The 25,154-nt window shown below is 45.0% G+C and carries 21 protein-coding genes; 3 read left to right on the forward strand and 18 right to left on the reverse strand.

What is annotated here, in order from left to right; genetic code table 11:
• Positions 1–47 precede the first annotated feature (47 nt).
• From gabT to Q4Q46_RS01785, 11 genes are all read right to left on the reverse strand, one after another.
• Positions 48–1,325, reverse strand: a complete 1,278-nt coding sequence (gene gabT, locus Q4Q46_RS01735; protein ID WP_311905061.1) for a 4-aminobutyrate--2-oxoglutarate transaminase — start codon at positions 1,323–1,325, stop codon at positions 48–50.
• A 32-nt stretch (positions 1,326–1,357) separates the two neighbouring features.
• Entirely contained in the window at positions 1,358–2,806 is a 1,449-nt protein-coding gene (gene gabD / locus Q4Q46_RS01740) for an NADP-dependent succinate-semialdehyde dehydrogenase (protein ID WP_261273645.1), read from the reverse strand.
• Between the two features lie 60 nt (positions 2,807–2,866).
• Positions 2,867–4,153 (reverse strand): NAD(P)/FAD-dependent oxidoreductase, encoded by a 1,287-nt coding sequence (locus tag Q4Q46_RS01745; protein WP_311905062.1) that lies wholly within the window; start codon positions 4,151–4,153, stop codon positions 2,867–2,869.
• Between the two features lie 286 nt (positions 4,154–4,439).
• The gene (locus Q4Q46_RS01750; RefSeq protein ID WP_006080702.1) at positions 4,440–5,255 is read right to left on the reverse strand and encodes an ABC transporter permease subunit; all 816 of its coding nucleotides are present in this window, start codon (positions 5,253–5,255) and stop codon (positions 4,440–4,442) included.
• Positions 5,252–6,157 carry an ABC transporter permease subunit gene (locus Q4Q46_RS01755; protein ID WP_006080701.1) on the reverse strand — a complete coding sequence of 302 codons (906 nt, stop codon included), beginning with the start codon at positions 6,155–6,157 and terminating at the stop codon, positions 5,252–5,254. The genes Q4Q46_RS01750 and Q4Q46_RS01755 overlap by 4 nt, the downstream gene beginning before the upstream one ends.
• On the reverse strand, positions 6,154–7,290 hold the full coding sequence (potA, locus tag Q4Q46_RS01760) for a polyamine ABC transporter ATP-binding protein (protein WP_006080699.1): 1,137 nt from the start codon (positions 7,288–7,290) through the stop codon (positions 6,154–6,156). The genes Q4Q46_RS01755 and potA overlap by 4 nt, the downstream gene beginning before the upstream one ends.
• Before the next feature lie 189 nt (positions 7,291–7,479).
• Entirely contained in the window at positions 7,480–8,580 is a 1,101-nt protein-coding gene (locus tag Q4Q46_RS01765; RefSeq protein ID WP_311891675.1) for a polyamine ABC transporter substrate-binding protein, read from the reverse strand.
• A gap of 601 nt (positions 8,581–9,181) precedes the next feature.
• Positions 9,182–10,537, reverse strand: coding sequence for a glutamine synthetase family protein (locus Q4Q46_RS01770; protein WP_063884501.1), 1,356 nt, complete (start codon positions 10,535–10,537; stop codon positions 9,182–9,184).
• A 2-nt stretch (positions 10,538–10,539) separates the two neighbouring features.
• The gene (locus Q4Q46_RS01775) at positions 10,540–11,301 is read right to left on the reverse strand and encodes a gamma-glutamyl-gamma-aminobutyrate hydrolase family protein (protein ID WP_006085017.1); all 762 of its coding nucleotides are present in this window, start codon (positions 11,299–11,301) and stop codon (positions 10,540–10,542) included.
• A 286-nt stretch (positions 11,302–11,587) separates the two neighbouring features.
• A complete protein-coding gene (locus tag Q4Q46_RS01780) occupies positions 11,588–11,800 on the reverse strand; it encodes a hypothetical protein (RefSeq protein WP_261273659.1) in 213 nt (70 codons plus the stop codon).
• Between the two features lie 200 nt (positions 11,801–12,000).
• Positions 12,001–12,549: a cupin domain-containing protein gene (locus Q4Q46_RS01785; RefSeq protein WP_006080693.1), complete on the reverse strand. Its 549-nt coding sequence runs from the start codon at positions 12,547–12,549 to the stop codon at positions 12,001–12,003.
• A 236-nt stretch (positions 12,550–12,785) separates the two neighbouring features.
• Between Q4Q46_RS01785 and Q4Q46_RS01790 the strand changes: the two genes are divergently transcribed.
• Entirely contained in the window at positions 12,786–14,093 is a 1,308-nt protein-coding gene (locus Q4Q46_RS01790) for an NAD(P)/FAD-dependent oxidoreductase (protein ID WP_311905063.1), read from the forward strand.
• Positions 14,094–14,335: 242 nt separating this feature from the next.
• Here the strand turns inward: Q4Q46_RS01790 and Q4Q46_RS01795 are convergent, their stop codons facing one another.
• The 4 genes from Q4Q46_RS01795 to Q4Q46_RS01810 form a co-directional block, all read right to left on the reverse strand.
• The gene (locus Q4Q46_RS01795) at positions 14,336–14,848 is read right to left on the reverse strand and encodes a DUF2937 family protein (protein WP_311905064.1); all 513 of its coding nucleotides are present in this window, start codon (positions 14,846–14,848) and stop codon (positions 14,336–14,338) included.
• Between the two features lie 99 nt (positions 14,849–14,947).
• On the reverse strand, positions 14,948–15,805 hold the full coding sequence (locus Q4Q46_RS01800; protein ID WP_311905065.1) for a sulfurtransferase: 858 nt from the start codon (positions 15,803–15,805) through the stop codon (positions 14,948–14,950).
• Positions 15,806–16,018: 213 nt separating this feature from the next.
• Entirely contained in the window at positions 16,019–16,432 is a 414-nt protein-coding gene (locus Q4Q46_RS01805) for a septal ring lytic transglycosylase RlpA family protein (protein ID WP_311905066.1), read from the reverse strand.
• A gap of 861 nt (positions 16,433–17,293) precedes the next feature.
• Positions 17,294–17,968, reverse strand: coding sequence for a hypothetical protein (locus Q4Q46_RS01810; protein ID WP_311905067.1), 675 nt, complete (start codon positions 17,966–17,968; stop codon positions 17,294–17,296).
• Between the two features lie 972 nt (positions 17,969–18,940).
• On the opposite strand from Q4Q46_RS01810, the gene Q4Q46_RS01815 reads away from it, so the two are divergent.
• Together Q4Q46_RS01815 and Q4Q46_RS01820 are read left to right on the forward strand one after the other, a co-directional pair.
• Positions 18,941–19,570 (forward strand): recombinase family protein, encoded by a 630-nt coding sequence (locus Q4Q46_RS01815; protein WP_063883637.1) that lies wholly within the window; start codon positions 18,941–18,943, stop codon positions 19,568–19,570.
• 297 nt (positions 19,571–19,867) lie between these two features.
• Positions 19,868–20,125 (forward strand): hypothetical protein, encoded by a 258-nt coding sequence (locus tag Q4Q46_RS01820; RefSeq protein ID WP_063883636.1) that lies wholly within the window; start codon positions 19,868–19,870, stop codon positions 20,123–20,125.
• A gap of 388 nt (positions 20,126–20,513) precedes the next feature.
• Here Q4Q46_RS01820 and Q4Q46_RS01825 read toward each other — a convergent pair whose 3' ends face one another.
• From Q4Q46_RS01825 to Q4Q46_RS01835, 3 genes are all read right to left on the reverse strand, one after another.
• Positions 20,514–21,758, reverse strand: coding sequence for an AAA family ATPase (locus Q4Q46_RS01825; RefSeq protein ID WP_311905068.1), 1,245 nt, complete (start codon positions 21,756–21,758; stop codon positions 20,514–20,516).
• Positions 21,759–22,088: 330 nt separating this feature from the next.
• Entirely contained in the window at positions 22,089–22,727 is a 639-nt protein-coding gene (locus Q4Q46_RS01830) for a hypothetical protein (RefSeq protein WP_311905069.1), read from the reverse strand.
• 746 nt (positions 22,728–23,473) lie between these two features.
• Positions 23,474–24,970, reverse strand: a complete 1,497-nt coding sequence (locus tag Q4Q46_RS01835; protein WP_006085008.1) for an aldehyde dehydrogenase — start codon at positions 24,968–24,970, stop codon at positions 23,474–23,476.
• Positions 24,971–25,154 lie beyond the last annotated feature (184 nt).

Here is a 25,154-nt window from a genome sequence, read left to right on the forward strand (position 1 = left end):
CATTATGTAAAACTGTCATCTAAAACAGCTTTTATATCAAAGCAATATTAGCTTTTCAGTACGGCATCGAAGCTGGCTTTGAGGATACCAAGGCCTGCATCAATTTGTGCATCCGGCGCGGTTAATGGCACCAAAATACGCAGCACATTACCGTAAGTGCCGCAGGATAATAAAATCAATCCTCGGTCACGGGCATCAGCCAACACTTGCGCGCAATAATGCGGCGCAGGCTTGCCATCATCCATCAATTCGATAGCGATCATCGCGCCTAAACCACGCACATCGGCGATTTGTGCATGTTCAACTTGCATCACATTCAATGCAGACTTAATGCGCTCACCTATGGTATTAGCACGATCTAACAGCTTTTCTTCTTCAAACACTTCAATGACAGCAAGCGCTGCGGCACACGCTAACGGGCTGCCTCCATAAGTACCGCCAAGACCACCCGGACCAATGGCATCCATCACTTGCGCGCGGCCAGTAATGCCCGAAAGAGGGAAACCACCCGCGATAGATTTAGCAAAAGTAGTGATATCTGCACTCACGCCCATTTGCTCCATGGCAAAGAAAGTGCCGGTACGGCCTGCCCCCGTTTGCACTTCATCGGCGATCAGCATAATGCCTTCACGATCGCATAATGCGCGCAACCGCTGCATAAAGGCGGGTGATGCAGCGTAGAAACCACCCTCGCCCTGCACTGGCTCTAAAATAATGGCGGCAATATCACTTGGCTCGGCATCATTTTTAAAGATACGTTCAATCGAGGCCATGGCATCATCATCGGACACGCCGTGCATATCGCAGGGGAATTCGGCGCGGAACACATTCGCCGACATCAGCCCCATACCTTTACTGTAAGGCGCGACTTTACCGGTCAGTGCTAAGGCTGCGATAGTGCGACCATGGTAGCCAGACGTAAACGCAATCACGCCAGCACGTTTGGTATAGGCACGCGCCACTTTAACTGCGTTTTCAACCGCTTCTGAACCACTAGTGAATAATGCCGTCTTCTTGGCAAAATCCCCTGGCACCAATTGATTGAGCTTTTCACACACTTGGATATAGCTCTCGTAACCGAGCACCATAAAACAAGTGTGGGAGAAATTATCCAGCTGAGCCGCAACCGCCGCCTTCACTTTAGGGTGAAGATGACCGGTATTAAGCACAGCAATGCCGCCCGCAAAATCGATAAACTCGCGCCCTTCAACATCCCACACGGTCGCGTTTTCGGCGCGCGCGGTAAAGATTGGGTGAATTTGCCCGACACCACCCGCAACTGCGGCTTGGCGACGTGCCATCAATGAATCATTGGTTGTTGTCATTTAGTGTTCCTCACACGCCAAATCGGACCGTATTAAACGGACATGCAGATGTACTTCATTTCTAAATATTCTTCGATGCCGTACTTAGAACCTTCGCGGCCCAGTCCAGAGGATTTCATCCCACCAAAGGGGGCCACTTCCGTCGAAATCAAGCCAGTGTTGACCCCAACCATGCCGTATTCCAAGGCTTCGGCGACTTTCCACACCAGTGAAATATCGCGACCATAGAAATAGGCGGCGAGGCCAAATTCCGTATCGTTAGCTTGTTTAATCACATCGTCGACATCGCTGAATTTAAACAGCGGCGCGAGTGGACCAAAGGTTTCTTCACGGGCGACACGCATGCTTTTATCAACATTAGTGAGCACGGTTGGCTCGAAGAAATTACCGCCAAGGTCATGGACTTTGCCGCCAGCGACCACAGATGCGCCTTTGGCAATGGCATCGACAAGGTGACTTTGCACTTTTTCGACCGCGGCGGCATTGATCAGCGGGCCCGTTGTGACGCCCTCCTTGATGCCCTCTCCGACTTTGAGCTTGCCCACAGCTGTGCTGAGTTTTAAGGCGAACTCGTCGTATACACCGTCTTGCACATAAATGCGGTTTGCGCAGACGCAGGTTTGGCCGGCATTACGGTACTTAGCGATCATGGCGCCTTCGACAGCGGCATCGATATTGGCATCGTTAAACACGATAAATGGCGCATTACCGCCTAATTCTAAAGATAATTTTTTAAGAGTTGGCGCACATTGCTCCATCAGCTTAATGCCGACATTGGTCGAGCCAGTGAACGACAGCTTACGCACTATCGGGTTGCTGCACATTTCATTACCAATCGCGACGGCATCGCCTGTGACCACACTGAACACCCCTGCCGGAATGCCCGCACGCTCGGCAAGTTCGGCCAAGGCTAATGCGGTAAACGGCGTTTGCGGCGCAGGCTTAACCACCATAGTACAACCCGCAGCGAGAGCCGGAGCCGCTTTGCGAGTGATCATAGCCGCAGGGAAGTTCCACGGCGTAATCGCCGCCGTTACGCCAACGGGCTGCTTAATCACCATCAAGCGTTTATCCCCTTGATGCCCGGGAATGGTATCGCCATAGATACGTTTCGCTTCTTCGGCAAACCACTCGATAAACGAAGCGGCATAGGTTACTTCACCTTTAGCTTCTGCCAGCGGCTTACCCTGCTCAGTCGTCATGAGCAATGCTAAGTCATCACTGTTTTCATTGAGTAATTCAAACCAACGCCTTAACTTAGCGCCGCGCTCTTTGGCTGTAAGCGCTCGCCAAGCTGGCAGCGCCGCTTCCGCCGCTTTAATCGCAGCTTGGGTTTCGACTTGCCCCATTACAGGGACGCTTGCAATCACAGCGCCCGTAGCAGGATTGGCGATGGCAACAGTCTCTTTCGACTCGGCATCACACCACTGGCCATTGATATAACATTGTTGACGCAGCAAACTCGGATCTTTTAGCAACACAAGGACGTCCTCGCATTAGTGAGGCAATCACTTGCCTCGAATGAAAATAAATGAAACAGACTAGATACCTAATTTGTCTCTCAAAGTGTAATACCAAGCTCCGATAGCACTAAAAGGGACGCGAAGTGCGTGACCACCGGGGAATGGATAATGTGGCAATGCAGCAAAGGCATCGAAGCGCGTGGCTTGGCCGTTGAGCATTTCGGCCAGTAACTTGCCCGCCAGATGGGTATAAGTGACACCATGGCCACTGCAACCCTGTGAATAATAGATATTCTTACCGATACGACCGACCTGTGGCAGGCGCGATAGCGTTAGCAGAAAGTTACCTGTCCACGCATAATCAATCTTCACATCTTTTAATTGCGGGAAGGTTTTGAGCATATTCGGAATAATGATCGATTTGATATCCGCCGGATCGCGGGCGCCATACACTACGCCGCCGCCGTAAATCATCCGCTTGTCGCCAGACAGACGGAAATAATCGAGCAGATAGTTACAGTCTTCGACGCAGTAATCCTGCGGTAATAAACTCGCCGCTAGATCGTCATTCAAGGGCTCTGTGGTTATCACTTGCGTGCCGCAGGGCATAGATTTCGCCTGCAGTTCTGGTAATAACTTGCCTAAATAAGCATTACCCGCCACGACCACAAACTTGGCTTTAACACTGCCCTGCGCCGTATGCACAACTGGGCTATCGCCTTCATCGACACTCAGCACTGCTGAGTCTTCATAAATCTTGCCACCGAGGGATTCGACCGCGCGCGCTTCGCCAAGAGCTAAGTTAAGCGGGTGAATATGGCCGCCGCTTTTATCGAGTAGACCACCGACATAGCGCTCAGTATTTACCACACCGCGAATGCCTTTGGCATCGAGGAGTTCGAGCTGATTAACATGACCGTGGCTTTCCCACAGTTGCTTTTGATGGCGCAGATGACCCATTTGTTTTTCGTTCATCGCAGCAAACACGCCGCCATCTTTGAGATCGCATTGAATGTTGTACTTAGCAATCCGATCGCGGATGATTTTTCCGCCCTCAAAGGCCATTTGGCCAAAGAGTTTACCTTGTTCTTTGCCGACTGTTTTTTCAATAGTATCAATATCACGGCTAAAGCTATTGACGATTTGTCCGCCATTACGGCCCGAGGCGCCCCAGCCAATGCGAGCGGCTTCTAACACCACCACACTAAAGCCAGATTCTAATAAATGTAGCGCAGCAGAAAGGCCCGTATAACCCGCGCCAATCACACAAACATCGGCTTCAATCGATTCCTGTAGGCGCGGACGTTCAACCTTATCGTTGGCCGATGCCGCATAATATGATCCAGCGTGAGCTATGGCAGACATGTTGTTCCCTTGAATTCTAATGTTCATTATTTTAAACAGCCATCACATCCTACACCTTCAGAAAACGAAACACTAGCCAGATACGCGCAATAATTTACATTTTGTTTGATATTTCAAACACGCAATAATCTTAAGCTCAATGATGTCATGCTACTTAAGCTTAGCGATGTCATGCTAATGGTGTCGAGTAGCAGAACTGGCCTGCAAAGCGAAGCGGATGATGGGAGCGGTGACAATTAACAAGGGTGGCTTTGGCGATACCAAAGCCACCCCAAGATTAAGCAAACTAGTTCATCGGTGTGCGGTCGCGTTTCTCTGCCCGCCTTGCCATATACCAAGACAAGAAGGCGATTAACGAAACACACAGAATGATCAGTGTCGCTAAGGCGTTGATCTTAGGCGAAACCCCTAAACGTACTGAGGAGAACACCACCATAGGTAGCGTCGTTGCACCTGGGCCCGAGGCAAAGCTTGCGATCACTAAATCGTCTAAGGACAAACTGAATGACAACAACCAACCCGCCACCAGCGCCGGCGAAATCATAGGCACTGTGATGAGGAAGAAGGTCTTAAGCGGGGTTGCGCCTAAGTCCATTGCCGCTTCTTCGATAGACATGTCCAGCTCGCGCAATCTTGACGACACAACCACAGCTACATAGGCAGCGCAGAAGGTCGAATGCGCAATCCACACGGTCAACATGCCGCGCTCTTTAGGCCAACCAAACAAGTCGGCCATGTGCACAAATAGCAGTAGCAAAGACAGACCCGTGATCACCTCTGGCATAACCAGTGGTGCTGTGATCATGTTCGATAATGTCAGCTTCGCCCATGAACGCTTAAAGCGCGTCATCACAAAGGCCGCCATAGTGCCGATAATCACCGCCATGGTTGAGCTATAAAACGCTATCCGCAAACTGGTCCATACTGCGTCTAAAATCTGTTGGTCTTGAAATAACTCGCCATACCATTTAGGTGAAAATCCGCCCCATACCGTCACTAATTTAGAGTCGTTAAAGGAGTAAATCACCAGCACTAACATAGGTGCATACAGGAAGAACAAGCCAAACCACAACATCGCTGAAGAAAAACTTAACTTTTTCATAGGTCTTTCTCCAAACTACGCGCCTGATAGCGATGGAATAAGGTAATAGGAATAATCAATAAGCCCAGCATTACAATCGCCAGTGACGAAGCCACAGGCCAGTCGCGGTTATTGAAGAATTCTTGCCATAAGACTCGACCTATCATTAAGGAATCTGGACCACCGAGTAGCTCAGGGATCACAAACTCACCCACGGCAGGAATAAACACCAACATAGAACCGGCAATCACACCGCTTTTTGACAGCGGAAAAGTGATTTTCCAGAAGGTATTTAAACGGCTTGAGCCTAAGTCAGACGCGGCTTCAATCAAACTCATATCGAGTTTCACTAAGGTGGCGTACAAGGGCAAAATCATAAAAGGTAAATACGCATAGATGATGCCGATATACACGGCAATATTGGTATTGAGGATTTGTAACGGCTCAGAGATGATTCCCAGCCACATCAGCGAATGGTTGATGATCCCTGTGTTACTTAAGATCCCCATCCAAGCGTAAACCCGGATTAAAAATGAGGTCCAAGAAGGCAACATGACTAACAGCAGCAATACAGTTTGCAAACGCGCTGGGGCACGGGCAATGGCATAGGCCATTGGATAGCCAATAATCAAACAGCCGATGGTCGAAATTAACGCCATTTTCAATGAGCTGAGATACGCCATGTAATACAGCGAATCATCGAGCAACATCAAATAGTTACCAAAATGCAGGAAGATATTTAACACATCATCGGCATATTGGAACGTGGCCTCATAGGGTGGGATCGCAATCGCCGCCGTCGAAAAACTCAGTTTAAGGACAATCGCAAATGGCAAGGCGAAGAACAATAACAGCCAAGCATAGGGTATGCCTATGGTCCAAATGCGGCCTTTGAGCCACTTTAATTTAGTCGGTATCTTCATGATCTTAACACCACGCCACTGGTGTCCTCCCAACTGATGAACACTTCGTCATCCCATGTGGCATGATCGGCGCGGCGTTCACGGTTAGTCATACTGCACTGTACGATTTGACCATTCTCTAAACGAATGTAATACACTGAAATACCACCTAAATACGCGATATCGTGTACGATTCCTTTCGCCCAGTTGTACTGACCTTCAGGCTGTTCACGGCTAATGATGGTCTTTTCGGGACGCACAGCGAGCCACACATTCTTGTCTTCTACGTTGGTCGACACACCGTAACCGACATAAAAAGATTGAGCCAACTCATTAGGTTTAATGATCAAATGGTCGACTTCATCCACTTCAATCGCGCCACCAAACAAGTTAACAGTGCCGATAAACTCGGCAATCATGCGGCTGTTCGGGCTTTCGTAAATGTCCATGGGCGAGCCTGTTTGGGCAATCCAACCGTCGCTCATAATGGAAATGCGTCCCGCCATTGTCATGGCTTCTTCTTGATCGTGGGTCACCATCACGCAGGTCACACCAACACGCTCAAGAATTTCAACCACTTCGAGTTGCATCTGAGTACGCAGTTTTTTGTCCAATGCGCCCATAGGCTCATCGAGCAGTAATAATTTCGGCCTTTTTGCCAGTGAACGAGCCAAGGCTACACGCTGACGTTGACCACCGGATAACTGATGCGGCTTACGTTTACCGTATTGCTCCATGTGTACTAGCTTGAGCATATCTTGTACGCGCTGCTCAATTTCGGCCTTAGGTAACTTGTCTTGCTTCAAACCAAAGGCAATGTTTTGCGCCACTGTCATGTGGGGAAACAGAGCATAGGATTGGAACATCATATTGATCGGACGTTCGTATGGGGGTAAATCTGTGATGTCTTCGCCATCGAGGAAAATACGGCCAGAGGTGGGCTTTTCAAATCCCGCTAACATACGCAATAACGTCGACTTACCCGAGCCAGAGCCGCCGAGTAAAGCAAAGATTTCGCCTTTATTGATGGTTAATGACACGTCGTCGACAGCCCGTACGTCATCGAATAACTTGCTTACCCGCTCAATTCTGAGCAGTACTTTTTCTTGCGTCTTTGTTGTCGGTTTATTGGTGACGCCCGAGGTGATTGCCATAGTACTTCTCCACCCGAAAATGATGCGTCAATACGCTCAAACTCTGGGTTCAACACGATTAATGAATGAAAAGAGGTTAACCAAACTGTGTCAAATCCTATACGTGGATGAACTATGCATAGGATTGGACATAGCAAGTCTGCCAAGCTAGGGGCAAGCTAGGGGCAAGCTAGGCTTGCCCCTTATCGACTATTGTCCTGACTTCACTTTGGTCCAAACACGGGTTAATACGCGTTGGATTTTCAAAGGACGGATTTCACCAATATAAAGTTTATCTAACACTTCTTGTGGTGGATAAATCGCGGGATCGGTGCGGATAGCCTCATCAACCAGAGGTTGTGCAGGATCGTTCGGGTTAGCATAGGCCACATAGTTAGAGATAGGCGCTATGACTTCTGGACGGAGGAAATAGTTAATCAGCGTCAGTGCATTATCTGCGTTAGTTGAATCCGCAGGGATAGCTAACATATCAAACCACAGGTTAGCGCCTTCTTTTGGAATCGAGTAACCAATCTTATTGCCATTACCCACCTCTTCAGCACGTGCTTTAGCTTGGAATACGTCACCAGAGAAACCAAAGGCCACACAAATATCACCGTTTGCTAAGTCAGAAATGTAGCGGGATGAGTGGAAATAGGTCACGTAAGGACGGATTTTTTCCAGTAACTCACCGGCTTTTTCATAATCGCTTGGGTTGGAACTGTTGGGATCTAAACCTAAATAAATCAGTGCTTGAGGCACCATATCGTCGGCAGAGTCCAGCATAGCAAAACCACACTTAGAGATTTTTTCAGCATATTTAGGATTGAAGATCAGTTCCATTGAGTTAAATGGCGCATCTTCACCCACAGCCGCTTTCACTTTATCTATGTTGTAACCAATACCATTGGTTCCCCATAAATAAGGCACGGCATACTGGTTACCCGGATCGGCTTTCTCAAGTAGCTTCATCAGAGCAGGATTTAAATTTTTGAAGTTAGGTAGCTTAGCGCGGTCTAAAGGTTTGAAAGCACCCGCTTTGATTTGCTTAGCGAGAAAATGGTTAGAAGGGACAACGATATCGTAGCCACTACGACCAGACAGTAATTTAGCCTCAAGCACTTCGTTACTATCGAACACATCGTAAATTACCCGAATGCCCGTTTCTTTCTTGAAGTTTTCTAAGGTATCTTCCGCGATATAATCTGACCAGTTATACACGCGAACCACTTCTTCCGCTTGGGCCGCTGCGCTCGCTAATACGCTCGCAGTGACCAGAGCTAGAGTGGTCATCTTATTAAATAGCTTCATGCTTTCTCCTTTCTCGGGTAGCAGAATTGCTTAAGCAAATTCTGACATTGTGTCACCGGGCTATCCGGATATTGTTGTTATTTTCGACCAATGCTACACCTTACAAACCGCATCGGCAGTCTCTACGGCACGGGATCCATGCCAGCTTTATATCTTGCTGCAATTTGTTAAGTATCAGGTTTCGTGCCAAATTTTCGAGGCATCAGTATTGCATTAACACTCAAAAAATTAGACTAGATATGACACTGCTTATACATATTGCAACATTAAGGCAAATGCCTCAAGTCCCTAAGCAATCGCAAAAACCACTAAGATAAAACACATTTTAAATATGACTAACAATTAGTTAGCGACTCTAGCAAACGAGCGACTTAAAACAGTTAGGCCTATTTCACTTTTCTTGCGGACACACATCTGAATTGAATAATCACTTTAATCAACAAGCCATTAAAAACCATCAGATTATTTAACAAGTGAGTTGCACCGGTTGGGTGCAATATCACTAAAACAGTGCAAAGCTCAGTCTTGGGATGACCGACGTTAACCTCAGTTTTCCTTGGGTTAACGCGGTAACACAGCTAGTGCACTTAATCCAAAAACATTACACAGTGAGCAATAGGAATTCACGTTCCCATGAACTGACCACACGGCGGAAGTTTTCAAGTTCAGCCTGTTTCACCGCCACAAAACCTGTGGTGAAGGCTTCACCTAAATACTCCTTACAGGCATCACTTTCTTCCATCGCCGCTAAGGCTTCTTCTAAGGTAAGCGGTAAACAATGGGTGTTGTTGCTGCGGCTTTCGTTGGCTTTACCTTGCACTGGCGTAGAAGGTTTTAGCTCCTCAACCATACCGATATAACCACACAATAAGCTCGCGGCAATGGCCAAATAACAGTTTGCATCGGCACCGGGAATCCGGTTTTCGATACGACGGTTTTGTGGCGAAGACTCGGGAATACGTAATCCACAGGTGCGGTTTTCATCGCCCCACTCTAAGTTCACTGGCGCCGAAGTACCGGGTAGGAAACGACGGAAAGAGTTTGCATTGGGCGCCATCAGCGGCAGCAACTCAGGGATGAATTTTTGCAGACCGGCAATATATCCCAAGAATAACTGGCTCTTAGTGCCATCTTCATTGGTGAAAATATTTTTGCCCGTCTCTTTATTGATCACACTCTGGTGAATGTGCATTGCACTACCAGGTTCGTCAGTCACAGGTTTAGCCATAAAGGTAGCGCAAACATCGTGCTTCAGTGCCGCTTCGCGCAAGGTGCGTTTAAAGATAAACACTTGATCAGCAAGGGACAATGGATTGCCGTGGCTGAAGTTAATCTCCATCTGAGCTGGGCCATCTTCATGGATTAAGGTATCGATATCTAAACCTTGAAGCTCACACCAATCATACATGTCTTCAAACATAGGATCGTATTCGTTGGCAGCATCGATAGAGAAAGACTGGCGACCCGCTTCGGGGCGACCTGAACGGCCAATAGGTGGCTTTAGGGGTAAATCATGGTCGTCACTACGACGGGTCAAATAGAACTCCATTTCAGGAGCGATAACCGGTTCCCAGCCCTGTTCGTCATAGAGAGACAAGACTTTTTTCAGTACGTTACGTGGTGACAGCTCAATCGGATTACCCATTCTGTCGTAGCAATCGTGGATCACCTGCGCCGTGGCTTCGATGGTCCAAGGCAACATAAAGACAGCGTTTTCATCGGGAACACAGACAAAATCGATGTCGGCTGCATCGAGCAAGCTGTAGTAAACATCTTCATTCACAAAATCGCCGGTGACGGTTTGTAACAGCACGCTTTCGGGCAAACGCATGCCTTTTTCATCGAGAAACTTATCGACTGGTGCAATCTTGCCGCGGGCGATGCCAGTCATGTCACTGATAACACATTCGACTTCTGTGATTTTTCGTTCTTTTAAAAAAGCGATTAGCTTATTCATTATTATTTCACTCGAGTTGTAGCCCTACGTCGGCATGCATCACCGAAGGCATTGAAAAGGGAGAGGTAAAACGGATTTTCGCTCACCTTCCACTCTGGATGCCATTGCACACCGAGGGCAAATTCTTTAGTACCTATTACGGAGAAAGCCTCCACTAACCCATCTGGAGCATAAGCTTCTGGCCGCAACCCAACACCCAGACGCTCCACGCCTTGAGTATGCACAGAGTTGACCTCTGCAGAGTTACGGCCCCAGGCCTCGTAAATAAGCCCCCCGGGCTCAACAGTAATACTGTGAGAAGCCCCATATTGCACATCTAAGGATGCGGTTTTATCTTCTCTATGTTCAATAAAGCCACCCACCTCATATAACTTCTGGTGCAAACTGCCACCAAAGGCCACATTCATTTCTTGAAAACCGCGACAAATACCTAATACAGGTACCCCAGCAGCGATAGCAGCGTGGATCAGCGGCAAAGTCGTCGCATCACGTTTAGGATCATGGTGTGTACCAAGCTCGCTCGGTTGGCCTGCATAAAGATGGGGTTCTACATTAGAAGGAGAGCCAGTAAACAAAATACCGTCAAGACGTTCTAAAATCGCGTCTATCGGTAAATCGCCGCCTAACGATGGGATCACTAGCGGCCAGCCTTTCGCGCCATTCACGACACCTAAAAGGTATTTTTCACCAACAATATTAAAGGGATGTGAACCCAGTTGTTGATTACAAGCAATAACACCTATGAGGGGCAAATCGGCTGACATATCTCACCTTTAGAATTTGTTTTACTAGCATAACGAACACTTTGTCTTTAAATGTTCATTTTTTCACACAGTACACCGAAATTTCACACTAGGCAAGAGGTTAAGCACTTGTTAAAGGTTATTTAATCCACTTGTGTTTAATAAGCATAAATAACATGTAGTTAAACCTATATTGTGGTTATTCAATGTTATTTCATGTGAATAAAACAGTGCTTCAGCTGGCAAAATTCTCGCTTTTAGCAGCGTAAATTAAACCGTATTCGCGCTAAATTTGAACCAATATTATTTACACAAAGAAGAGGATATATAACAAATATGACAGGATTAGAAAGGAGGTAATACCAATCGTATTAAATATCTGTTCATTCAGCGGGAGTTCAACGCGCTTTAGACAAGGCGAAGGCTTGAAGGCATAGTGGTGCTCTGTCGAAAGCCTTAAACGCAGTATAAAGTGCGTTGAAACCCGCCCTTCGGGAGCCTCACAGGCATCCCACTCCAGTGTTGCATTGACTTAAAAGGGAATGACCATTTCTGCGTCAATGCGCCTTGGATTGAAATGCCTGTGAGGCTCTGAACTGATTAGATATTTAATGTGATTGGTATAAATCCGCAGTTGTATTGAATAACAGTATTAGGCCACTCACTTCTAGCGAAGAAGTGGCCTAATATGTTGAATAATAGGGTAAGTTGATGACTTAACTAGAAGTTCGCAGGCGTAGTCGCACTCACCAGTCGGCAAGGTTCATCAAAGGGATTGCGGAATCTATGGGGCACTTCACTGTTAAAGTAGTAACTGTCACCCGCTTCCAAAATATACACTTCATCACCCACAGTGAGTTCGAATTTACCTTCGATCACCATGGCAGCCTCTTCACCTTCGTGCTTCAGCATTTCTTCACCCGTATCTGAACCGGGCGGATAAATCTCACTCATTACTGACATAGCGCGATTCGGATAATCACGGCCGATCAGTTTAAATTCAAGTGGGCCAGTGCCGATATCCAGTAATTCATTGGATCGATAGACGACCTTTTGCTCACTATCCGCAGAGGCTTCAATGGAGAAAAAATCCACTAAAGACATAGGGATACCCGACAGCACTTTTTTTAGAGAGCTGACTGACGGGCTAACACTGTTTTTCTCGATCATTGAAATCGTACTGTTAGTCACACCAGCACGTTTGGCCAATTCTCGTTGAGATAAGCCTTTCATTTTTCGAACAGTTTTGAGGCTGGCTCCAATATCCAAATTTCACATCCCCCTGAAGGCTCGGGTCAACCCCGATAGATGACGAACAGGTTGTTCAGGATAAACACCATCCTGAACGCATTTTCGCCCAAAAAGCGCGTGTTTTACTGCTTTCATTGTATTCTACATAAAAAGCGTGTTAAATAAAACGAACACTTTTTTGCGTCATGTTAAAAGTGTGATGAGTATACTGAGACAAGTCCAATTTACAATAAAAACAATTTTTTGGAGCCATAATGGCAAGCAAACCTCCAGTGCACAGCGAACAGTACCCACACTCTTATTATGTTGATACTGCTAAAGAAATTTATGCGCACCCACAACTCGAAGGCAATATCAGTGCCGATGTCTGCATAGTGGGCGGCGGCTTTAGCGGTATCAATACCGCCATAGAACTCGCACAGCGAGGCATGAGTGTCGTCCTATTAGAAGCCAAGCGCATTGGCTGGGGCGCATCGGGCCGAAACGGCGGCGAACTCATTCGTGGCATAGGCCATGACCCCTCGCAATTTCACAGTGAAATCGGCACTGAAGGTGTTCAAGCAATTCAACAGATGGGCTTTGAAGCCGTCGAAATTGTGCGAAATCGCATACAAGAACACAGTATCGACTGCGATCTGCAAATGGGTTACTGCGACTTAGCAGTTAAACCTCGTCACATGGATGAGCTTGAAGAAGAATTTAGCGCACTCAAGGCCATGGGTTATCAGCAAGAAATCAAGCTGTTAACTAAGGGACAATTAGGTGAAGTCATAGGCTCAGATTTTTATCAAGGTGCGCTGGTTGATATGGGCAGTGGCCATTTACACCCGCTGAATCTTGCTCTGGGTGAGGCACGCATCGCCCGTAATCTGGGCGCGCAGTTGTTTGAATACAGCGCCGCCGAAAAAATCATTCAAGGCGCTAAACCTAAGGTCATGACCGCCAAGGGCGAAGTCACTTGCCAATACTTAGTACTGGCTGGCAATGCCTATATTGGCCACAAACTTAACAGTTTTGTTGGGGGGAAAGTGTTGCCCGCTGGCAGTTATTTATTGGCGACAGAGCCCTTAACTGAGGCCCAATGCGCGAGCATTATCCCGCAGAATATGGCCTTCGCCGATATGCGAATTGCCTTAGATTACTTTCACTTATCCGCAGATCGTCGACTGCTGTTTGGCGGCCTTTGCACTTATTCGGGTAAAGATCCCAGAGATATTGAAGCAGCACTAAGACCGAATCTGGAGAAGGTGTTTCCACAGTTAAAAGGCGTGCGCATCGATTATGAATGGGGCGGCATGATAGGCATTGGGGCTAACCGTATGCCACAAATTGGTCGCCTGCCCGATGCCAATAATATTTTCTACGCCCAAGCCTATGCAGGACATGGCGTGAATGCCACTCACATGGCGGCAAAACTACTGGCCGAGGCCATTTGCCAACAAGCGGGACATTTCGATGTGTTCGCAAAAATCAAACACATGACCTTCCCCGGCGGCCCGACATTCCGCTCACCTATGCTCGCGGCTGGCATGCTGTATCACAGATTTAAAGACTTGTTTTAAAGGCTTATTTTAAGCACTTTTTAAGAACAGATTTTAAGGGCTGGTTTTAAGCCATAAAGCATGATGCCCATCGGATAAACAATCAGATGGGCATCATTGTCATATGCGCGAGCCATTTAACCACTCGCTATTTAGATACGAGTCATTCAACTGCAAGTCATTCTTTACAATTAGGGCTGCAACAACGCTAAGCCTCGCCTAAGAGATAACCTCGGTCTGAGAACCATAACGACTTTTAAAAGCTAATTTGCTCTCGCTAATCTCTGCCGCTTTCTACGCCTTCCCCACAGGATAAAAGGGATAGAACCGAGATAATGCACGACTAACGCCACCACAACCCCAAAGCCAATCCCACTGGTGGTTAAAGGTATTCCTGGCTTAAAGTTACTGACGGTTTTCTCAAGATAATCAAAGCGAACGGGATTAAACATGTAGGCAGTTTTCTCAAACAAATTGCCCGTGTTAAACATCGCCAAGCCTTGTGTTAACTCTTTATAAAGCTCGATTGTCTGTACCTTTTGCTCGGCGTCGGCACGCACGCTAGGCTCTTCATTTTGCTGGTGACGAGCAATCATGGCCTCAGCATCGGCATAATGATATTCCTTAGCCGTTGCCTCGTAACCTTCTACCTGCCATTGGGTCGATGCATAGAGTCCAGCGAGAAATTGCTGATAATGATCAGCCAGTTGCGGCAACTGCAAGGCAATCACAAGAATCAACCCAAAAACCAACTTATCAATCAATCTGCCTATCAAGGGATCCTCCTTGGTGATCTAGCCAAACAACGCAGCGGTTATGACACCGCAATGACATAATGCTCAAAACTGTACTGACTCAATCAATGCACGGCACAATTAGCACTCAATTGGCAGATCGGTACGACTGCCCCAATCCGCCCACGAGCCATCATAGAGGATGGGATGTGTATGCCCTGCCGCAACCGAAGCCAAGATCAAAATACACGCCGTAATCCCAGAGCCACAGCTAAATATCCGTGCGGACTTGTCCGCTGCTAGCCCTTGATAAATAGCCTGTAACTCACTGGTCTTTTTGATTTTATTGCCATCAAGCACTTGAGCGAAGGGTAAGTTAACCGAGCGAGGAATATGTCCTGAGCGCACACCGGGGCGCGGCTCACTCACTTGGCCTAAAAAGCGTGGCGCACCACGGGCATCGACAATCGCGGTTTCGGCATCTTCGATACGTGATAACACGGCCTCGGCATCCATCACCCGCTCGGGGTGGTATTGCAGCACATCAGCTAATGTATCGATATCCGTCGGGCCGTAATCGACGCCTTCGGCTTGATAACGCGATGAGGTGATGCGGTCTTCTTCAATCCACTGAGGCAAGCCACCATCGAGTACATAGACTCGATTAAAACCCATGACTTTAAAGGTCCACCACGCCCGTGGAGATGAATAAATGCCTTGGTTATCATAGATAACGATAACACTGTCGGCCTCAATCCCAAGTTGCGCTATCCCTTGGCTGAATTGTTCAAACGTCGGCAAGGCATGGATTTGAGTTGAAGTCTTATCGCAAAACACATTTTCCAAGTCGAATCGACGTGAGCGCGGAATGCAAATAGGCTCATCGTAAACTAGGGGCTCTTTACCAATAACGGTTTCCATACTGGCATCGAGCAAGACTAAATGGGGATCGGTGAGGTGTGCTTCGAGCCACTGCGTACTTACTAGTGGGTATTCCATAGCGGGTCCTTTTACTGTTATCCAAGTCTGCCGCTAGTCTCTCACCAAATGCCGTAAAGCCCAAATATCGGCTTAACAAATTGTCTGCTTTGGGATTTTATTTAAAAGCGTCGACTCGGTTTCATACACTCCATCATTAGATTGCAGCGAAACAGTGTTTCAAGATAGCTTTTCGAGAAAGCCCTTTCGAAATAATCCTTTTCAATATAGCCGCTACTTAATCACTTCTATTTTCACGTCAATCAAGCCAGAAGAAGTATTGCCTATGCTGCTGAACGCCGATTTAGACAGATCAATAATGCGGCCACGCACGAAAGGCCCTCTATCATTGATTTTCACAATCACACTTTTGCCGTTATCGACATTGGTGACCTTAACGTTCGAGCCAAAGGGTAACTTTTTATGCGCCGCCGTCTTTAATTTATGTTTGTAAAGTTCACCACTAGCCGTCTGCTTATTTTGATGTTTATCCCCATAAAAGGAAGCCTGACCAGCTTCAGTGAATCCCACCCAGTTACCATTTTCACCCGTCTGCATTGAAGAACAGCCAGCCAAAAAACTTAACAATGCCAGTACCGATAGTTTGACGAAATTGAACGGCCTAATTAGGTTTTGAAGTGCATTCACATAACACCCTCTCTAATGAGTGAACGCTTTGCTGACGAGCAATAGGCTCAGCAAAAGTCACGGGGAAAATAACGAACAACCTTAGATGGCAAAGCTCGAAGCTTGCATCCTAAAAGATCAGAACCAGAAACAATAAATTTCCACGAGGCTACAGCAGTTGCACGCTAAAATCACGTATTTACAGGTGAATGCTCTCTGTTTGAAGTCAAAAGGTTGCGGACATACTGACTTAAAAACAGACAGAATAGCGTTAAAAATAGAGGCCTAGTACGACTAAATAACTTGTTTGGTAACTTAAATGCTGGCCCCTACTAATGGGCAAGCCATGATGTTCACTCACCGACACGCAGCAAGTCCCTCCCTGGATGCTCGACCGCCCCATCTGATGTGAAAGGATTCACAAATGCCGCGATGGCATGGACGCCAAAGAGCGGCCATGGGGCGGACGGTCGTCTCGCCAATCACCATGGCTCACCGTTTTGGCTTTAGCGTAACCTGTAGATTTAAAGGTCTTACGCAGCACGCTTTTGGACAAAAGCAAGTTACAGGTTTTACTAAATTAGATGTATGGCAAAGACTAAGTAATCGCAACTTAAGGTGTCCATCAGAGTAATGAAAACTCAGATCTCGCCATTTTGCCAAGGCAATGGCAAATTAAAATACACACATAAGGCTACAATGACAACCATGCTGAGCGCCCGCCAAGAAAACTTAATATAAAAGGTTTTTGTTCGAATCTCTATAAGCATAATAATTCTCTCCACATCGTTATTTGTAGAGTCATTTTATGCAGTATGTGGTTATTGTTCTGGACATAAAAACAGATATTTATTCGTTTTTGTCCAAGCGACTTGGTAACAATTAAGTTGAATGTTTTTTATTCAGATACCGCCTGTAGTCTTTACTCAACGCTTCCGCGCTTTCTATAACGCCTTCGGAACTTGTACCAGAGTTGAAAATCATCTCAGAGAATTCAATAAAATCACTATTTTGAGCAGGCTGAGTGCGTTGGTTTGTAATTTGTAACCATAGTTGTTCGATACGGTGCCAATAAGTACCTCTTTTTTTTGCGCTCTTTGCTTTAGCATGTGTAGTGCTCTTAGCTAGCCTAATACTCATAACTAGATGTTTTAACTCGGTCTGAGGATCATAATATGTAAATTCTTGCGCTTTAAGCTCACCACCTCGTAAGTAAGGGGAATACATTTGATAAGCTATATTATCAAATGTGTCAGGGGCAGTTCTTTTCAATGTATCAAACTTAGTAATTAAACCTTTTAGTTCAGTTTCTATGTTTGTTAGGTTTGTGATGAGGCCATCCTTAGATGATGGTGACTTCCAGCAGTGATATTCAACTGCTAAATCGAAGGCACGTTTTTTGAGAGCATCTGGCGAATGTTCTGAACGAAGTGTTTTTAATATCTCCATTTCTTCATTTGAAGCATTTTTTGCGAATCCGTTGTGGTGCTTTTTGGCAACTTTACAAGCAAAGTCATACGCTTGCATAACTGCTTCTTTTTGGGCTTCGTTAAACACCTATACTCACCATTAGATGAAATTCCTTTACTAGTAGCCACATTACACGGCTAATAAAAACTAGGTAAAATGTTAATTCTTTGAAATAACGTGATTTTGATTGAAACACGTATTGGGGCAAAAGAGCACTATGCTGAATGGAAGCTTTATGCACATGAACTAGACTTACCGAGAGTGATTCAATAGATCTTTTAACCACCGCTGACCAAAAGTACTGAACACACCACACATTGACAGTACCTCTTTAGCTGATTGTTATATTTCATTATTACGTTGGTACGCATCGAGCGTTTTAATAAAAAACAGAATTGTAATTACGCCTAGCATTATAGATGGCAAGTAAAAGAGCCAAGAGAAATGTTCAAATACAGCCGTAATGTGTGTGGATGGCAGCGAGTTTAAACTATGTGCCCACATAGCAGCCTTGTATGAACAGAAAGCCAATAATATCGTGACGACGGCGCCAATCTGCCAAAAGTATCCAGTGAATTCAAAGAGCTGTTCGAATAACCTTTCGAATGTAGAATTTCTGCGTCCCATGCAATTTATTCCTTAGTGTTCAACGATTGAGTTTAGCAAATTTTTGCAGCTCTTGAATGGCTTCTCGCTCGCCACTACTATCATGGTAGAAAGTGAACCGCTCCAGTAATTATGGACACTTTGAATCATAAATAAAATTTGATCAATAGGAACGAGGTTTACACTTTTATTAGTAGGCACAGTAACAAGCTTTGGGCAGAAATTGCTTAGGATGATCGGTCTAACACTTACCTAGCCAAATCATGCAAACTTAATACGCCACCCCTAACTAAGTCTGCATTGGTCCAATATGATAATAAGATCGATTCAATTTGGGTATACCCCAAGCAAACTAACCACATCACATTGCCAATTGGTTCGCTATATATTGATTTAAAACCCTACTCGCACTAGCATCGTAAACCACATCCTAAAAACACCAAATGAGGCAAAATGTTTATTCGGGCCTACCTACGCGCATCAACAGATGAACAAGATGCCAATCGAGCCAGAAATGAGTTGGTTCAGTTTTCAGAAAGTAAAAATGTTCGCATAGCCAGTTTTTATACTGAGACGCAATCAGGGGCGAAAATTGAACGGCCTGAACTTGGGCGCTTAATCATGGACTCTCACCCTGGTGATGTTTTACTCATAGAAAAAGTCGATAGATTGTCTCGCCTCCCCTTCGAGCAATGGAAGGTCCTAAAAAGTAAATTGGTAAAAGCCAATATTCATATTGTGGTCGTTGACCAGCCAATGACACATGGGATCTTAAGTGGCACAGAAGAACATGCCATGATCGCAAAGGTACTGACTGAGTTCATGATTGATTTAGCCGCGGCAATGGCCAGAGATGATTACGAGACAAGAAGAAAACGACAAGCGCAAGGCATCGAAAAGGCCAAAACCTTAGGCAAATACCTTGGACGTCAGCCTGACCATGGATTAAGGCAAAATATTCGGTTACTACTCGATGAAGGGAAAAGCTGGTCACAAGTGCAGAGTCTGCTTAAATGCAGTCGTTCTACCATTGCAAAAGCAGCTAAGTTGAATGAGCTAAAAACCGATGAATCAATTCTCTAAAGATTTGATTCACTTTAAGGCAAAAAAAAGCCCCGTTGGAAGGAAGATACGGGGCGAAATGGGTCTGTTTTAAAGCTCGCGTGAATCAGTCTGTCTTAGAGTTATTCACGGGCTCATTTTTGGGCTGATATTGGCAGTAAATGAGATCATACCATTTCTTATCAAGTAACCAAATTCAGCATGCCACTACAAACAGCTTATTGAACGGCTTTTCAATAAACTGATATGTGCTACCTATTGAAAAAAAATATATTGCCCATACATACGACGGACAATCCGTAATATTAAAGAAAAATTATGAAAAGTATAGCTTTACCGATCACCTGTGATACCTGTGGAAATCCTATTAATTCATATGCAGATGCTTACGTTGAGTGGATTGATCCAAACGGGGTTATTTCAGATGTTCATATAGTCCATAACAAATCAGCCTCACCATACTCACCACAAGGTGACTGCTTTCAACATACCATGCACTTCAATCGCAGTGATTTGGAATTAGAAACTATTTTGAATGGCCATCACAAAAAGCTAAAAAACGACTTAGGTCTATAGTGCATAACGCTCACATCCAAGCGACCGCTTGGATGTGAAGTGGTACGCTGAACTTAGCTTCGGCTTTAGAGTCTAATTGCATATATTATCTTGTGAACCAGACTGGTGTAGAGTGATTCACTGGCTCACTTTGGGACAAAAACTCGTTAGTGCTTAAGCTCTAAAATTTATATTTCACATTATCATTAGTAATGATTATTTTAAGAAAGCGGAATATGTTCACTAAGAGATGGATGGATCGGAGTTCATTAGTGTAATAAATAGCTAACCAGAGAGTTTAGGTTAGGCGTTCTAAGTGAACCGCCCTATGCGGAGCCGCATGCAGGATAGTGTGGGGCTGGAGGCAAGACACCTCCGGCTACCCGATTATATTTAAAATAGAAGAATGCTAGACCAAAAAGTTTTTTCTTAGTACATTCTTTTTAACGGGACAGATTTGTAAAATTACTCGAGCACACATTATATACTTGGGATCTACAACTGAGAATTTGTTAATAGCGCTGTTAGAACAAAGCAAAGGAGTTGGCCCTTTGGTTAATTCTATTAAAATTCGATAAATTCCCATGTTTGTTTTGGGTATAGTGTCAGGGAAATTCTTGCGTATCGCGGCATCAATCTGATTAGTATCAAATTGATGTATTTTTAATTGAGAAAGGCAATATATCACCTGATTTTTACGGGCGACGGTTGTGCCTTTACTATTAAAATGGGACTCAATAGCCTGATAACTATGCTGAAGTCCATTCAATAGCCAATTATAACTAGCTTGCTTAATAAGCTCTTTGTCATACACCCAGCTATTATCTTCAACCTCATATGCTAAAAACTCGCAAAACTCTTGTACTCGCTGTGCTATACCTAGAGTTACACTCCAAATGTGACTGGCTAAATACATTAACTCTCGGCCTTCGATTTCCACAGATAATTGCTTAAAACCACGCCTTATTAATTCCATAGTTTGATCCGAATCTAAACTAGAAATTTTCGATACTTCATCCAATCTATTTGATACAGACTCTATGTTCTTTGTTTCTCTAAAATACTTCATAACGTTTAATGGAGTACCAACAAGTAGAAAATTTACTTCATACTGCGCGTATCGTTGGTCATCAAGTAAAATTAAAATATTCGCTAATTCCTCCATTAAATCTTTAGAGCTAAAAATAAACTCTAAGTTATCAATAACGATTATTGAGCGTTTTCCTTTTGCTGACTCACCTAGAACTCTGAACGCGGTGAGCAATGGTTCTTCTTGTGATATTTCATATTGCCCATTATGTTTTAACGTTCCTTTTGCTACTACTGCATTTAATTCAGCCGTTTTTTCTTCTGTAAACCCTAGTTTCTTTATAGTACCTGGGGCAATTAAGCAACTATATAACTCAGCCGTAATTGACTTCAACCTTGATGAATTCCCACCATTTGCAATGACGTAAGGTATTTTGTTTTCTTCTAGAACCTTTTTGAAAAGCCAAGATTTTCCATTGCCACTCTCTCCATAAACAAGCGTATGACAAAACCTGTTGAAAGATCGAAGCAATTGTTTTTCTAATTTAGGTCGATGTACATACATATCGGGGTTAACTTCCCCACGTCGTGGAGTGAATACATCCGTAATTTCTTTTCTGTCCATTTTATTTACACCTTGATATGAATTGAAATATAACGTTTCTATAGTATGCATGCACGTATATTTGACAAAACACGAATGCACATTTAATAAACCTATTATTTAAACCTTACTAAATTAAAGCTATTGATTTATAAGCACTCTACCAGAGTGGTACTGAATAAACGAGCATGGCAAAGTGAACATGGACATTGTGGTCATATCTAAAGTAGCCAGTAACTGTCATTTATCTATTAGCAAAAGTAGGACAACTGGCTTCTTACCTATTCTTGGTGCTCATTGCCTGTGACTGATAAAGGGGCAAGTGCGCCCTTGGATACTTATCCATATTCGTTAAATTTTTTGGCTCGCCATTAACACACAGTAATTGGGTACTTTGCCACAAACTTCTCCGAGCCAATAGGCATGTTTACATGCAGTAGACCAGTTTGTGACTGTGAGTTCATTATCTAAAACTGATGAAGGTTTAACAAGGTTATCGCTCTGCTTAGCTTCCCATCCAAACAATTGCTCAGGTACTCTATCAAAGCCGCACCACCATTCAGGTATAGACTTCTTCCACTTAGTTTCAAGCCATACATCAGCTAATGCAATCACATATTCATTCTCGAAATTTTCAATAGAGTATTCTTTTAAGAAGCTTCTATCAGCCTTCACGATTCGAGTAATATCATTAATGATTTGACCTTTTTTCTTACTGATCGAAAGTCTCTTAGCTTCTATATAAAATACCGATTTATACCTTGGAGAGTATACAAACGCATCTATATGGTGCTTTTTATTTTCCCATGGAAATTCGAGCCAAAATACCGCGGAAGAGTCGTCCAGTGATTCGATTAATGAATTTACATAGATATGGACCTGATTACTCTCCGTAAAGCCAGTTCCATCTCGTGCAGGATAAAAAATCTGCAACATGCTTTTATAGATTTTAACCATGTTTAAAAAAGAATCACTTAATATTGATTCCATATTAACCTCGAATAAATAAAATGCTTATTTGACCGCATGAGGGCGTCTTCAATTCGTGCTCTCTGACAGAAACTCGTAATAAAATTATAAAATCAGTAACTTAGCTTATAATTTAGGGCTTTGCAACGCTTCAAGTCGCTTACTAGGAAATAAAGTTACTATTTGCATTTAGTAGGAAGAACACGCGCTCTTTCTGATAACTTTTGATAAGGAAAAACCGCATTAACAATATGTGAATGAGTATTTGCTCTGAATCGTTTTGGGGCAATATTTTTTTAGCTAAACGAACAGCAGAAGTGTTAGTTAAGATTGGCATTGTTGCAACTGTGACCGTTGGCGGCATGGATGCCGTCGTCGAGCCCTCAGGGACGAGTTTATGGCGAGTCACAAGGGAAACAATGACAATTCATGCTGCAAACTGACAACAAAGTTATCTTGCTTTGGGGCAATAGCTTTTTCGCAGAACGGCAGCGAGAGGGTTGGTTAGGATTGGCATTGTTGTAACAGTGACCGTTAGCGACATGGCCGCCGTCGTCGAGCCCTAAGGGACGAGTTTATGGCGAGTCACAGGGGAAACAATGACAATTCATGCAGCACAACTGACGATTCAATGAGCTTGCTTGGGGTAAAGACGCCCTAAAAATAAAAAACCTCTTTCCATGTAATATGAAAAGAGGTTTTAGTATTGAGCGAAAGCGGCTCCTTCTCTTATATAGACAAAAAGAACGGTTATAAAAACAGAACGCTTATAACACGATCCAAGTCGCTTTCAGTTCTGTGTATTTGTCGAAGGAATGCAGAGATTTATCTCGGCCATTACCTGACTGTTTATAGCCACCGAACGGCGCTGTCATATCGCCACCATCGTAATGGTTGATCCATACCATGCCAGCGCGCAGGGCTTTGGCGGTTTTATGGGCCTTACTAATATTCGATGTCCACACGCCAGCGGCTAAACCGTAGATGGTATCGTTGGCGATTGATATCGCTTCTTCCATGCCATTAAATTCAATGACAGAGAGCACTGGGCCAAAGATCTCTTCGCTGGCAATCTTCATCTGGTTGTTTACGTTAGAGAATACCGTTGGCTGCACATATACACCGCCCGTATCGGCCATGACTTGGCTGCCACCGTGGACTAAGGTCGCACCTTCATCTTTACCCGCTTTGATGTAACTGAGTACTGTGTCTAACTGTTGTTTATCGACAACGGCGCCGCTCACAGTGGCAGGGTCGAGTGGATGACCCGGATGCCATGAGGCTAGCTCCTCTGCAATAAGCGCGATAAGCTCATCTTTCACCCCAGATTCCACCAGCAAACGTGAACCTGCGGTGCAAACTTCACCTTGGTTAAAGGCAATGGCTTCGGCGGCAGCAACAGCAGCGGCTTTCAGATCTGGCGCGTCATTAAAGACGATATTGGGGCTCTTGCCTCCGGCCTCTAACCACACGCGTTTCATGTTCGACTCGCCAGCGTAAATCATTAATTGCTTAGCAATTTTTGTCGAACCTGTGAACACCAGCGTATCCACATCCATATGTAGGGCTAAGGCTTTACCTACGGTATGACCAAATCCTGGCAACACGTTTAGTACGCCTTGTGGGATCCCAGCTTCAATGGCGAGTTGCGCCATACGGATAGCCGTTAAGGGTGACTTTTCTGAGGGTTTTAACACCACACTGTTACCAGTGGCAAGTGCAGGCCCGAGCTTCCAACATGCCATCAGCATTGGGAAGTTCCAAGGCACAATTGCAGCGACAACACCGACAGGTTCGCGGGTGATCATGCCTATTTCATTGTGAGCGGTTGGTGCGAGTTCATCGTAAATTTTATCAATCGCTTCGCCAGACCAGCGAATCGCACGGGCGGCACCCGCCACATCCACCGCTTTAGAGAAACGAATAGGTTTACCCATGTCGAGGGTTTCTAACAATGCGAGTTCATTGGCATTTTCTTCGAGTAATTCGGCGAAACGTATCATCACTTGTTTGCGCTTTACCGGAGACTGCTGTGACCAAACACCAGACTCAAATACGCTGCGGCCATTGGCAACCGCAAGATTGGCATCCGCAAGATCGCAACTCGCCACTTTTACTAGCAAGCGGCCATCGATAGGGCTAATACAATCAAAGGTGTTACCCGAAACGGCATCTTGGTATTCGCCATTGATAAACGCCTTCCCATTAATAGACAGGCTGGCAGCAAGACTTTCCCATTCGCTGCGTTTCTTCGGTGTGCTCATGATGACCTCTTAATAGTTCGCATAGGTGTGGTTTATCGTTCATCGACAAGAAATAGTGATCAGTGACGACATTAGCGCAAATGCTACACATCATCACAGTCGTAATCCGAGCTTCAGATTACGCTGTTTGAGCAATAAAATTCAATATTTTTTACAAAAATAGCTTTTTTGCCACAAATAACTG

Source organism: Shewanella vaxholmensis, from assembly GCF_031932135.1.
In the GTDB taxonomy this organism is placed as follows: domain Bacteria; phylum Pseudomonadota; class Gammaproteobacteria; order Enterobacterales; family Shewanellaceae; genus Shewanella; species Shewanella hafniensis.

Excerpts from the sequence above, each read along its gene's own strand:
- Q4Q46_RS01830 (WP_311905069.1), bottom strand. The coding sequence starts at position 22,727 with ATGGAATCAATATTAAGTGATTCTTTTTTAAACATGGTTAAAATCTAT.
- Q4Q46_RS01745 (WP_311905062.1), bottom strand. The coding sequence starts at position 4,153 with ATGTCTGCCATAGCTCACGCTGGATCATATTATGCGGCATCGGCCAAC.
- Q4Q46_RS01750 (WP_006080702.1), bottom strand. The coding sequence starts at position 5,255 with ATGAAAAAGTTAAGTTTTTCTTCAGCGATGTTGTGGTTTGGCTTGTTC.
- Q4Q46_RS01775 (WP_006085017.1), bottom strand. The coding sequence starts at position 11,301 with ATGTCAGCCGATTTGCCCCTCATAGGTGTTATTGCTTGTAATCAACAA.
- Q4Q46_RS01835 (WP_006085008.1), bottom strand. The coding sequence starts at position 24,970 with ATGAGCACACCGAAGAAACGCAGCGAATGGGAAAGTCTTGCTGCCAGC.
- Q4Q46_RS01770 (WP_063884501.1), bottom strand. The coding sequence starts at position 10,537 with ATGAATAAGCTAATCGCTTTTTTAAAAGAACGAAAAATCACAGAAGTC.
- gabT (WP_311905061.1), bottom strand. The coding sequence starts at position 1,325 with ATGACAACAACCAATGATTCATTGATGGCACGTCGCCAAGCCGCAGTT.
- Q4Q46_RS01820 (WP_063883636.1), top strand. The coding sequence starts at position 19,868 with ATGAAAAGTATAGCTTTACCGATCACCTGTGATACCTGTGGAAATCCT.
- Q4Q46_RS01765 (WP_311891675.1), bottom strand. The coding sequence starts at position 8,580 with ATGAAGCTATTTAATAAGATGACCACTCTAGCTCTGGTCACTGCGAGC.
- Q4Q46_RS01755 (WP_006080701.1), bottom strand. The coding sequence starts at position 6,157 with ATGAAGATACCGACTAAATTAAAGTGGCTCAAAGGCCGCATTTGGACC.
- Q4Q46_RS01825 (WP_311905068.1), bottom strand. The coding sequence starts at position 21,758 with ATGGACAGAAAAGAAATTACGGATGTATTCACTCCACGACGTGGGGAA.
- Q4Q46_RS01790 (WP_311905063.1), top strand. The coding sequence starts at position 12,786 with ATGGCAAGCAAACCTCCAGTGCACAGCGAACAGTACCCACACTCTTAT.
- Q4Q46_RS01815 (WP_063883637.1), top strand. The coding sequence starts at position 18,941 with ATGTTTATTCGGGCCTACCTACGCGCATCAACAGATGAACAAGATGCC.
- Q4Q46_RS01800 (WP_311905065.1), bottom strand. The coding sequence starts at position 15,805 with ATGGAATACCCACTAGTAAGTACGCAGTGGCTCGAAGCACACCTCACC.
- potA (WP_006080699.1), bottom strand. The coding sequence starts at position 7,290 with ATGGCAATCACCTCGGGCGTCACCAATAAACCGACAACAAAGACGCAA.